The sequence below is a fragment of the Embleya sp. NPDC059237 genome (assembly GCF_042754105.1).
Classification (GTDB): Bacteria; Actinomycetota; Actinomycetes; order Streptomycetales; family Streptomycetaceae; genus Embleya.
In genome coordinates, this window is sequence record NZ_JBHZAE010000004.1 from 531,082 (window position 1) to 543,535 (window position 12,454).

Below are 12,454 nucleotides of genomic sequence, written 5' to 3' on the forward strand. Positions count from 1 at the left end.
GCTAGCAACGACGGGCGCAATGATCCACCACCGTGTCGGGCGGAGAACCCGCCGGTCGCCCCCGGGCTCAGTCGGTGATCAGGTCGCCTTCGAGCACGGTGACCGCCGCGCCGGACAGCCGTACCCGGTCGCCGACCAGCTCCACCCCGACCGTGCCGCCACGCGCGGACAGTTGCCCGCCGGTCATCCGGCGGCGATCCAGGCGCGGGGCCCAGTAGGGGCCGAGCACGCAGTGCGCCGAGCCGGTGACCGGGTCCTCGGCGACGCCGACCGAGGGCGCGAACACCCGCGAGACGAAGTCGACCCGCCCCTCCCCCGCGGCGGTGACGATCACCGCCCGATACGGCAGCGTGGCCAGCATCGCCAGGTCCGGCGCCACCGTACGCACCGCCGCCGCCGACGCCACCTCCACCAGCAGGTCGTCACCGCCGGCCGCGACCAGGATCGGCTCCACCCCGAGCGCCAGGCCCAGTTCGGTCGGGATCGGCACCTCGCGCGGCGGCAGCGCCGGGAAGTCCAGGACCACGCCGGCGCTGTCGAGCGACGCGGTCAGCACCCCGCTGCGGGTGGCGAAGCGGATTCGCGACGCCGGCGCCGACCCCTGCCCGAACAACACATGCGCGGTGGCCAGCGTCGCGTGCCCGCACAGGTCCACCTCGGTCTGCGGGGTGAACCAGCGCAGCCCGAAGTCCGCCGCGTCGCCCGTGGCCGGCACCGCGAACGCGGTCTCCGAGTAGCCCAGTTCGGCCGCCACCGACTGCATCCAGGCGACGTCGTCGGCATGTGCCGCGTCGGGCAGGCACACCCCCGCCGGATTGCCCCGGAACGGCCGGTCGGTGAACGCGTCCACGACGTAAATGCGCATGCCGCTCACCGTACCCAACGACGTCGAACACGCGGGCGTACCCAGGACCATCCGAACCACGCCACCCCGGCGACGGCGAGCGTGCCCAGGCCCGCGAGCAGCCACGGCCACCAGCTCAGGTCCACCCGCTCGTCGCCCCGGTAGAGCAGTTCGTCGCCCGCGACGTCCGTGCGCGGCGCGAGCCGCGCGTCGGGAAGTTGCTCCTTGATCGTCTCGGCCAGCGGACTGTGCACCTCCCCCACCACGCGCGCCCGCGCGTCGTAGTGACCGGCGTCCGCCCACATGCCGTCCGTGCGGTGCGTACGCGCGGCCAGATTGACCGAGAAGTACACCGGCTGCCCGGGAGCCAGCAGCGGCGCGCCGTCCTTGAGACCGACCACACCCACCCCGTCCACCCGCAACCGGGTCACCTGGAGCGGCACCCGAGTGGTGCCGGCCACCAGGCGCAGGCACATCTCGCGCCCCGAGGACAGATCGAGTCGCCGGTCCGGCGGAACCGGCCGGAAGGCACGGCAGTCCACCGCGTCCGGCTGCTCCGGCGGCGGCATCAGCCAGGTCGCCTGCACACCCTTGTCCCGATCCGCGTCGACGAACCGGGCCGCGTGCCGCAGGTACAGGCCGGTCCGCACCTGGGCCAGCGCGACGCCCGGGTCGGCCGGATCGTCGCGCAACACCCGCGTGTTCGGCAACACCCGCTGCAGGGCCGGCCCCGCACTGCTGTCACTGGCCAGCGGGACGGCGAAGCCGGACACCGCACGGCCCTCCTCGCCGAGCCGGTCGAAGTCCTTGCGCAGGTCCGGGCCCACCGCGTCGCGGGCCGCGTCCGAGATCAGCACGACCCCGTCGACCGAATCCGGCGCGGAGGTGCGCAACACCACAAGGGCCCGCTCCAGCGCCGCGTGCACATCGCTCGGCGGCTCGGCCCTGATCGACGGCGCACCGCCCGCCGGGATCCCGTCGGCCGGCTCGCTCGGGCGCGGCGGGGGCAGGCGCGCGGCCATCGCCGCCGGGTCGGTGACCGGCTCCAGGCCGTTGCCATGCTCGGTCGCCACACCGTCGAAGGTGACCAGCGCGACCCGGTCGCGCGCGGACAGCCGGGCCAGGAAAGCGGTAAGCGCGGACCTGGCCGTGGCATAACGCCCGGTGCGCTGCATCGAGGCCGAGGTGTCCACGAGGATCACGTAGTTCACCCGCTCCCGGTCCGCGCCCAGGGTGGTGATCAGGCGCTCGGCGCCGTAGGGGTCGGGCGGTTCGGTCCTCGCGGTCGTGGGGCGCGCGGCGGCCGCGGCACCACCCGGCGGCACCGCGGCCAAAAGGGCGATCAGCGCGAGGATCGCCGGTATCGCCAGCACCCGCAGCGCGTCGCCGTGCTTGAGCGCGGTCCGCAACTGCTTGAGGTGGCGGCGGAACGTCTCGAACTCCTCCTGCTCGCGTTCGACGATCGACGCCGCGGCCTCCGGCCCCCACGCGTGCGCGGCGATCGACACCCGGATCGCGCGCAGCTCCTCCCGGGCCTGCGCCGGGGTGCCGCCGCGCACGATCAACTCCCGTTCCAGGCTCGGCAGCAGCAGGTCGCGTTCGCGGTCGGGCGCGGCATGCCACCAGCGACCGACCTCGTGCACGTACAGGTCGCGCCGCGGGCGGCCCGCGCCGTCCACGATCTCGCCCGCCCACACCCCGGCCGCCGCCACCGCGTCCACCCCGCGCAGCGCGTTGCGGAACCAGCCGCTCGCGGCGCGCCCGGCCAACTCCGGGCGGGCCCGGGCGATCGCCGCCCACCACGCGTCGTCCAGGCCGGGCAGTTCGGCGAGCCGCGCATCGGCGAGCACCGCGTCCGCGACCGCGGCGGTGACCGCCGGATCGCCGGCGCGCACCAGTTCGCCGAGCAGTTCGGGGGTGACCGCCACCGCGCGCAGCAGCGCCGCGATCCACCCGGCGAACCGCCCCTCGGCGACCGGCTCGTGCCGCAGCGCCAGCAGATCGGCGGCCACATAGGGTCCGTCCGTCGGCGCACCGCCGAGCGCCAGCCGCAGTACGTCGGCCCGCACGCGCGCGGCGACCGGCGCCCCGGGGCCCAGCGGCTTCTCCAGGAGCGCGGCCAGTCCGCGCGCGGCGGGGTCGGCGCGCTGCTCGGTGAGCGGGACCAGGGTCGGCCACAGGTCGTGCAGCACCGCCGCGATCGTGGCGGTGTCGGTGTGTCCGGCCACGCGCAGGGTGAACACCGCCTCGGCGGGCGGGATCTCGGCCGGCCGCAACCGCTCGCCCGCGAGCAGCGCGTACGGCGCCAACCACTCCGGCGCCCGGTCGTCCCACGGGCGGATCACTTCCAACCACGCGCCCAGGTCGGCGCCCGCGGTGTCCAGGAGGCGGCGCAGCACCACGGGGTGGTTCCACAACGCGTCGTAGAGCGCGGGCACCTCGGTGGTCGGGGTGGGCCCCAGCAGTCGGCACAGATCGGCGACCAGCGCCTCCGGGGAGACCACGTCCGCGTCGGCCTTACCCGCGCCGTTGACCGAGGGTTCGGGCACGCGCAGGGCCCGCGCGTCGAGGCCGGCGGGCGGGGTGGAGCCGGCCAGGAGCGGCGGCACCGGGCCGAGCAGGACGTGCACGAGCCGATCCCCGCGCCCGGCCGCCACCGCCGTATTCCACCCCAGCGCCAGGCTCGCCGGGCGGGCGCGCAGCGCGGCGGCCATGTCCCGAGTCACCTCGTCGCCGTCCTCGGCCCGCCAGCGCTCGGCGATCGGCGCGGCCAGCGCGACGTCGCCGCCGAGCAGCCGCTCCATCGGCGACGGGGGCGACGGACGTGCCGGTGGCGGGGACGCCGGCCGGGCGGGCGACGGCGACGGGCGTGCCGATGCCGCCCGCGCCTCCACGCCCGGCGCACGCGAACTCGGCCCGGCCGGATCGCCGGCGGCGAACCGGGCGGCTGCACGGCCCGGTTCCGCCCCCGGGGCCGACCCGACCCGCACGCCCGACCCGCTCGCGCCCCCCGCTCCCGCGTCCGGCCCGAACCGAGCGCCCACCTCGGCGAGCAGCCCGAGCAGGCGGTCCCCGGCCACCGGCGTGCCCGCCTCGCGCAGCGTCGCGAGCGCGGCCACCAGCGCGTCGAGCCCGATGCGGCGGCGCAGCATGGTCAGTTCGCCCAGGTAGGCACGGGCGGCGGGGAGGTCGGGCACGGCCGGCACGCCGTCCAGGGCGACCCGGACCGTCCCCGGCGTGGGCACCCGGCCGAAGGCGAGTCGGGGGCGCAGTCGGCCGGTGGGGCCGAGCGAGGTGGCGAAGCGCAGTCCGGCACGGCAGCCGTACGGGAGCAACGCGGTGATCCGGTCCAGGAGTTCGAGCCGGGCCCGGCTGTCCAGGCGGTCGGCGCCGGTGATCACCACTGGGCCGGCCAGGACCGCCGCCGCGACCCCCGCGAGCCATTCGAAGTCGGCCGGGTGCAAGCCGACGGCCGGCGGCGGCCCGGGCAGCCGTACCCGGAGCGGCCGTTCCCGGTCGGTGGGCAGGTCGATGCCGCGAAAGGCCAGCCACAGTGCGGTGTACGTGGCACCGGCGGCGGCGATCTCGGCGTAGGGCGCGGTGAAGTAGCGCACCCCCTCCGGATCGCGCAGCGTCATCGCGACGAACGAGTCCTCGCGCCCGGCGCCGGTCACCCCGACCCAGCCGGGCGGCGCGTACTCGTCCAGCGTGGGTCGCACCAACCGCTCGAAATGCTCCCGCCGTTCGGGTCCCGCGCTGCACGCCGGCACCGCGCCGTCGTGGTACCAGGCCCAATGCGCCCGCAACGTGCCCGCGGTCTCGCGGGGGCGGTCGTGTCGGTCGGTCGCGTCCACGTGAACCTTTCCGTGCGGGATGCCGGTCGAGGTCGGGTCCGGTGCCCGCACACGATGTCAGCGAGGCGGCCGGGGGGTCGGGGTCGGGGGGATCAATCCTGCCGGTGCTACCGGTGTGTGTTGTTCCCCGGGATCGGGCCGGGTGATCCCCGAGTACCGGCCGTTCTGCGCGGGGGTGTCGATCGGAGCCGGCTCCGCGGTGGTCGACTCCGGGTCGGCGCCGCCGGGCCGCGGTGCGGGCGGCCGGCGCAACACCCGGGCGCGGACGCCGTACAGCATGGTGGCGTCGTCGACGCCCAGCCGCCGTCGGGACGTGTGCACGCGCCCGTCGCGCTCGTGGCGCGCCGTCAACGTCACACCGCGTCCGGAGCGCGGCCGACGGCCCCGGGCCAGGAAGGACGTGATCGCGCCGGCCGCCGGATCGTGCTCGTGGGTCCAGCGGTGGCGCATTCCCAGGGCCGGATGTGCCGTGCCCTCGGGGAACTCCGATCGTTCCTCCTCCATGCTCAGTTCGATGTACACACCGGCCGGGAACCAGCGCCACGCCGCCGTTCCCCCCGCCGCGACCAGTGCCATCGCCGCCACCAGGAGGGCCCACACCGACCACATGACCGATCCGCGCACCCGGCCGGTGTAGGCCAGTCGGCCGTCGCGCAGGCCGGCGGCGGCGTACGGGCCCGGCACCCGCAGCAGGTCGGCGAACTCGGCGGCCCGGGTGGCGGTCACGGTGCCCTGCACGGTCGTCGACGCGGCGTAGGTCCGCGATCGGGCGAACAGGTCGGTGCGGGTGCGCTCGTGCGCCCGCACCTCGATCGGGAAGTGTCGCGGCACCCCGGGTTCCAGGGTGATCGGGTCGCGCGGCAGCGCCCGATCGATCGCCGGATCGCCGGTGTGCAGGTCGGCGACGGTCAACCGGATGCGGTGCGCGGTGGAGACCAGGGTCAGACAGAGCGTGCCGCGGGCGGACAGGTCGATCGGGTCGACCGGCGGCTCGGCGCCGGCGCAGTCGGCGTCGGTGGGGCGGGCGCCTCGCGGGTGTGCGGGCGCCGGGGCGAACCGGGCCCGGACCGTCGCGTCCCGGTCCGCCTGCACCACCGCGACCCCCTTGCGCACGCGTGCGTCCTGTTCGAGGGCGCGCACCCGGGCCGCCTGCTCGGCGACCGAGCCGCTGAGCGTCTCGGCCCTGGGCAGCACCTTCGCGATCAGGTTGACCCCGCGCCCGTTGTCGCCGAGCGGCATCGCGTACGCGGCGATCGGGCCGCGTTCGGCGACCGCGTTGGCGTACTCCTGCCGCAACGCCTCCCACCCCGGAGCCGATTCGTCGGCGAAGCGGGGGTTGTTCGGCGCGTACAGATCGGCGTCGGTGAGCACCACGATCGCGGTGGGCGGCCGATATCCGCCCGCCGACGGTTGGGCCGCGGCGACGATCCCGGACACCGACACCATGGCCGCGCCGAAGTCGCTCTCCACGTCGTTCGGCTTGGGCAACCCCGCGAGGAACGCGGAGACCGCGGCCTCGCCCCGGGGCGCCGCGTCCAGTGGCCGAAAGACGGTGGTGGTCGCGCCGAATCGGATCACCGAGATCCGGTCCCCGGGCTGCATCGCGGTCAACAGGTTGCGCAGCGCCGTCTTCGCCTCGTCGTAGCCGCCGTTCTCCCGCATCGACGTCGACACGTCGAGCACCATGTAGAAGTCGGCCGGTTGGGCGTCGGTACCCAACTCGTCCAGCAGTCGTGCGGTCGAATCGGCGGGCGGCTCGCCGTCGGCCCGGGCGATGGCGTGCGCCGGGGACGCGGCCGCGCACAGCGCGAGGATCAGCGACAGCACGGGGACCACGAGCCGGGTACGGGCCCGGGGCCGGCGGGGGTTGAGGGCGATTCGGGACATCGGTCATCCCCTCTTCGCGATGCGCACCGCGCGCATGCCGAGAATGGGTTCCAGCACACCCTGGGGGTGGGGCGGTCCGTCGAGGCGGTTGCCGTGCGGGTCGACGTTGCGGCAATTCTCCGGGTCGATCCGGCCCGCGGAGCGGCGAAAGCCCGCCGCCGAGGTGGCGTAGTAGCGGATCCGGCCGAAGTGTCGCTCCAGGATGCCGGGCAGTTCGGCGGCGGCGGGGTTCGGGCACGGGCCGTCGCGCTCGCACAACCGGCGGAAGTACGCCTCGGGGTCGCGCACCCGGACCCGCCCGTCGCGGCCCAACTCGGCCCAGGCGCCCAGGCGGGCCTCCCGATACAGCGTCATGTCGTCGATCTTGGTGACGCACACGGCCGGTTCGAAGGGCAACAGGCCGCGGGGGTCGGTGCGCGGCTGGAGGTCGGCGGCGGCTTCGGTGAGCACGCGGTCCAGCGCGTGTATCGCGTCCTCGCCCGCGCCGCTCGCGTCGGTGGGGTCGAACAGCACGATCAGGCCGGTGCAGTCGGCCAGGGTCTGCTTGACCGCGTCGCGCCGGGTGCTCGGATCCGGCAGCTCGGTGATCGTGGCCACGAATCGGCAGTGGTCGGTGAGCCGGTGCAGCGGCACGACGCGCGGGTCGCGCCGGAAGAGGAAGCGGTATCGCGTCGGCTCGGCGGTATCGACGCTCCCGTCGGGCTCGTCCGGGAACCGGTGTTCGTGCAGCAGCGCCTGGTCGGTGTGCCGGAGCAAGCGCTGGGTGGCGTCGTCCGTTCCGAACACCTTCCACCGGCGCACGTGGTTTCGGCCGCCGCCGTGCCCGAGTGCGCGCGAGCGCTCCTCGGCGGCCTCGGGGATCATCGCGACGAACGTGGTGCGGCCCGATTCCGGCGCGCCCCACAGGGCTATCCGCTTCTCCAGGACCGCGCCACCGGTCGGCTCCCCGTCCCGGGTACCGTACGACCGCGTCATCGGCGCACCCCTTTCCCACCCGACTCGCCGGTCGAGGCCCTGGTGACCACGTCGAGCAGCAGCGGCGCGCCGGTCGTGCCGGTGAGCGCGGCGCGACCGAATCGCAGCAGGTCGGCGGGCGTGGTGCGGCCGAGCGTGAAACACCCGTCCGCGCCCAGCAGCCGCCACGCCTTCAGGGTGCGATCGTGGACCCGGGGGTCCGCCGCGCCCGCATATCCGGGGTCGTCGGTCACCAGCAGGTACCGATCGTCCGGCCGGGCCGCCCGTCGGGCCGCCAGGTCCGCGTCCCATCGGCCACCGCCGTACGCCTGCGCCGGGTCCAGGCCCTGCACGTAGGGGTGCGGGCCGCGCAGGCCGACGGTCACCACGAGGGTGGGTCGATGCACCCGCCGGCCGAGCGTGCTCGTGCGCAGCAGTGCGCACACCCGCTCCAGGGGTGCGGCGTACGGGTCCACCGCGGGTGTCCCGACCCAGTCGGCGATCGCCGCCCGGGTCGTGTCGGGCGGGGCGAAGTCGACCCGGCGCAGCGGGTCGTGGCGGCTGCGCCGGGGTCGGGGGTGGTCGTCGTAGCCGAGCACGGCGGCCCGCTCCCAGCACACGGACCGATCCCCGAGGGCCGCCTTCGCCAGCAGCGCGCGAACGAAGTCGAGCCGGGCGGCGCTCTGTTCGGGGGTGCCGCCCAATTCGACCACGCACAGGAGGTCGTAGACGGTCGACGGGTCCGGCCGCCAGAAGGGACGGGGCAGCGCGGCCACGGCGGCCTGCGGCCCCGCCGGCCGAAGATCGGTGCGGCCGGCGCCCAGCACCCAGGCGGCCCCGCCGGAGGCGGTGACGTCGACCCGTCCCGGCCCGATCATCCGCACGGTGAGCCGGACTTCACCGGGTGGCGCGAACACGGTGACCCGTTCCAGCTCGGACCACGCGCCGGGGTCGGCCACGTCGGCGACCGCCACCGCGACGTCGTGCCCGTCCGGGCCTTCGCCGCGCAGGCCGAGGGTGATCTCGGCAAGCGGGGGGCCGTCGGCCGCACCCGGCGTCGCGCCTCGATCGAGGAGCAGGGTTCGATCCGAGTCCTCCGATCCCGGGTCGACGCCGACCAGGTGCAGCGGGTGGCGGGCGGGCACGTCGAGGGCCAACAGTTCGATCAGGTCGGGGAGTTCGATGCTCTCGTCGTCGAGGGGAGCGCCGCCGAGCACGGCGGCCGGCCGCACCTGCTCCCGCACCACCTCGGCCGCGAGCGCGCACCAGGTCCACTCCGGGCGGCGTTCCACCAGCACCAGGGCCCAGGCCCGCTCCCAGGGGCCACCCGGCAGCGCGCGCCAACCACTGGGATCGGCCCAGTTGTCCCGCAGCGTCGACCGGGCCCGGGAAGCCAGCGCCTCGGGAGCCTCGGCCGTGCCCACGGCCGGTCGCCGACCCACCCCGCCGGCCAGGGTCAGGTCGCGGGCCGCGTCGTCCTCGGGCAGCCAGGGCACCACCTCGCGCCAGTCGTGGCGCGTCCGGTTGGCCGAGGGCGCGCCGAGGAAGCCGCGTTCGTCGAGCGTCACCCACTGCGCGGCCAGGTACCGGGTCCCGATGTCCACGAACAACACCAGGTCCAGTTCGCCGGCGGTCAGCGCGGTGAGCAGGGTGAGCACCGCGGCCCGTCCGGTCCCCGGGACCGATGCGGCGACGGCCAACGGAGCCTCGGGGACCACCGGGCCGAACCTGACCAGATCGGCCGGCGCCCGGGGCACCTCGGTCAACCCGCGCGCATGCGCGATCCGGAGCACGGCCGCGTAATCGAAGGCCCGCGCCGCGTCCTGGTAGGCGGTGGGCCCGGGATCGACCGGCGGCCACGCGCAGGTCCGGCAAGGGCCCACGACCGGAGCCGGCCCCCAGCAGACGGGGCACACCGCCTCCGGGATCGTGTCCCGCTCGCCCGGCGCGCGCGGACCCGTCGACGCCGTGCTCACCGCTCACCGACCCGTCGCTGAACTCCCGGCACGAATCCCCCCGTTCGTCCCCTCCGGAGCACCCCGCCGACGCCTCACCGGTCGTGGAGCCCCGGGTATGTCGACCTCGCGGGTCGGCGAACGACCCTGCACGCGGTGACGACCACTTACCCGCAGTGGCCGATCGTAGTCCCGCGCATGGCCGACTCGAAGCGTTTCCCATGGGTTGTGATCAGTCGTCCGCCGGCCCGTGATCCGAGCGTCGGTCAGTCGACCACCACGGGCCCTTCCAGCGACGTCACCGTGCCGTCGAGCCCGGCGAGGATCAGCCGCCCCCGGGCGGCGACCGCCACGGACACCCCCACGTCGGAACGGATTTCGGCCACTCGGCGACCGGTGGCCAGGTCGTGGGTACGGATGCCGCCGGCCTCCCCGGCCACATGGACCAGCCCGTCCGCCAGGGTCACCCGCAGCCCGGGTTGCGGCACATCGGCGGTGCGCCATACCCGACGTCCCGACCCGGCGTCGAACGCGTGTAGGAAACCGTCGGTGGTCACCGCCACCACCAACCCGGCGCCGACCCCCGGTGTGCTCAACACCCCACCCGGCAACCGCGCCCGCCAGACGACCTCCCCGTCTGCCCAGCGCAGCGCCGCGATCCCGGCGGTGGCGAGCGGGACGTACACGTGCTCTTCGTCGGCCACCGGGGCGGCGTGCACGGCCTCGGACAGGTCCTGCGACCACGAGGCGGATTCCGAGCCCGCGTGCCACGCCCCGACCCCGCCCGCCCGATCCACCGCCGCGGTCCGATCCGCCGAGACACACAATCCGGCAGGTATGCCCGAGCGCGTCCCCCCGAGTTCCGTCGTGTCGTTCGCGCCGTCGAGCCACACGACGCGGCCGTCCAAAGTGGCGACGAACAACCCGTCCGTACCAATCGGCCCCGGCACCAGCGCCACCACGGCGGCGTCGCCGACCCTCACCACGGTGTCCGGCGCGGACCTCCTCGTCGGGTCGTACCGATACAGCCCACCGTCGTCATGCCCCGCCCACACCCGTCCCGATGCCACCACCGGCGCACAGCGCGACGGCGCGCTCAGGTGCACCGTCCACCGAGCCATCCCCGTCAGCGGATCGAGGACCACCAGCGTCCCCGCCACGTCCTGCACCACGATCAGCCCGTCCGTGACCACCGGCCGCGCCCGGATCCAGTGGCTCATCCGCGTGGTCCACGCCCGGGTCAGCTCGCGCCGGCGCAACATCGGGCCGTTCGCCCGGGCCTCCAGGCGTCGGGCCCGGGGCCGGTAGTCGGGTCCGAGGCGATCCAGCAGCGTCGCGCCCACCCGGGCGAGCGGGCGGCTGTGCGGGCCGAGCAGGCCGACCGCGGCGGGCTCGCGCGCGGTGAGCAGGTCCTGGAAGTCGAACTCGGCGTGGCCGTTTCGATCGTGCAGGAACTCGGCGACCCGGAAGTACACCTCCAGGGCCGACCGTCGGCTCATCGCGGTCAGCAACGTCTCCCGGACCTGCTCGTCCAGGTCGTACACCACGTCGTCCGGTCGCGCCGCCTCGTCCCGATCCGGCGACTCGACCAGCAGGCCGCTCAGCATCACCTCGGCAACGAACGCGGGGTCCTCCCGCGCGAGCACCGCCGATTGCACGACGCGCATCGTGGCCGGGCTGATCGGCGCGGCGGCGAGTTTCCCGAGCAGTTCGACGGCGTCCGGGGAGGCACCGGCGCGGAACTCGGCGAGCCGTACCGCCGGTGTGCGCCGGTCCTCGGCCGATACCGGGGTCGGCGCGGGCCCGGCCGCCGCCCCGCGCGGATCGAGCACCCACGCGGGGCCCGCGAACTCGCGACCGCGCTCGTCGGTGATCATCCGGGCCCAGCGGGAGAGTTCGCTCCATCGGCCGGCTCGGCGATCCGCCGGGTCGTCCGCCCACAGGCCCTCGGGGTGCAGGCCGATCAGCGGGACGGCGACCCGTTCGGGCGGGCCCGTCCAGTGGGGGTCGTGCCGGAGCCGAAAGGCCGATCGGCGGGCGGCGCCCGCGCCTCGGCCGCGGAAGACGACCGGGGTGGACGGGATCCGCGCGCGATCCCACCAGCGCTTGGGCAGCAGGTTCAGCAGCACCACGGGACACTGCCTCCCCCACGAGGCGAGCATGGCCGCGGTCTGCGGGTGGGACCAGGCGCGGCCGACCCCGTCGGTGATCACCATGATGATCCGCCGTCCGGTGGGGCCGGCCGGTGCGGCGGGTTGGGCCGGCGTGCCGAACGGCGTGCGCAATACCGCGCGGCCGGGCACGTCGGTGTCGAGGGACCAGGAACGCACCGCGCGGAACGTGCCGTTCCCGCTCACGAGTCGGGTGAACTCGGCGAGCAGGCGCCGCCACGGGGCGATCGAGGGCGCGGTGTCCACGACGAGGGCGAGTTCGAACCAGCGCTCCCTGGCCGGTTCGAGCACCGGCACGATCAGGTCGGTCAGCGCCGCGTGTTCCGCGGTGGCCTCCTCGTCCAGGACCACCGCGTCGGGCGCGGCGCCGTGCCGGCGCAACCGGCGCAGCAGGCGGGCGAGTTCGAGCCGGTCGGGCAGGATCGAGGCGGCCGGTGGCCGGGCCTCGTCGAGCCATGCGGGCAGGCGCGGTGCGGTCGCGGCCGCCCGGCCGGTGCCGATCTGCTCGATCGACTCGACGGAGTCGGGAACGGCGGTGAAGGCGAGGGAGGTCTCCGGGCGGGGGCCGCGCACCGCCGGCGGCGGGCGACGGGCGATCGGCGCGGGCGGGGGCTCCGGTCCGGGCACGCTCGGCGGCGCGGGCCCGGGGGCCGCGGGCGCCGGGCCGGCCGGCGTCGCGATCTCGGCCGCCGCGGCGGGCGGGCCGCCGCTCGTGTCGATCACGGCGGTCAACCACGCCCAGTCCAGGACCGCGTCGACGGTGACCCCGGCGGGGTCCTCCTCCGCCAT

General features: G+C 75.6%; 6 protein-coding genes. All 6 read right to left on the bottom strand.

What is annotated here, in order from left to right:
* Nucleotides 1-67: 67 nt before the first annotated feature.
* The 6 genes from ACFXKZ_RS16490 to ACFXKZ_RS16515 all read right to left on the bottom strand — a co-directional run bounded on the left by ACFXKZ_RS16490 (nt 68) and on the right by ACFXKZ_RS16515 (nt 12,454).
* Nucleotides 68-865, bottom strand: coding sequence for a PhzF family phenazine biosynthesis protein (locus ACFXKZ_RS16490; protein ID WP_380000900.1), 798 nt, complete (start codon nt 863-865; stop codon nt 68-70).
* Between the two features lie 5 nt (nt 866-870).
* Nucleotides 871-4,698 carry a VWA domain-containing protein gene (locus ACFXKZ_RS16495; protein ID WP_380000902.1) on the bottom strand — a complete coding sequence of 1,276 codons (3,828 nt, stop codon included), beginning with the start codon at nt 4,696-4,698 and terminating at the stop codon, nt 871-873.
* Nucleotides 4,699-4,755: 57 nt separating this feature from the next.
* Nucleotides 4,756-6,585 carry a vWA domain-containing protein gene (locus tag ACFXKZ_RS16500; RefSeq protein ID WP_380000904.1) on the bottom strand — a complete coding sequence of 610 codons (1,830 nt, stop codon included), beginning with the start codon at nt 6,583-6,585 and terminating at the stop codon, nt 4,756-4,758.
* 3 nt (nt 6,586-6,588) lie between these two features.
* Nucleotides 6,589-7,560, bottom strand: coding sequence for a hypothetical protein (locus ACFXKZ_RS16505; protein ID WP_380000906.1), 972 nt, complete (start codon nt 7,558-7,560; stop codon nt 6,589-6,591).
* Complete coding sequence (locus ACFXKZ_RS16510) at nt 7,557-9,515, bottom strand: hypothetical protein (RefSeq protein ID WP_380000908.1); 1,959 nt, start codon at nt 9,513-9,515, stop codon at nt 7,557-7,559. Before ACFXKZ_RS16510 ends, ACFXKZ_RS16505 begins: the two co-directional genes overlap by 4 nt.
* 245 nt (nt 9,516-9,760) lie before the next feature.
* On the bottom strand, nt 9,761-12,454 hold the full coding sequence (locus tag ACFXKZ_RS16515; RefSeq protein WP_380000910.1) for an SAV_2336 N-terminal domain-related protein: 2,694 nt from the start codon (nt 12,452-12,454) through the stop codon (nt 9,761-9,763).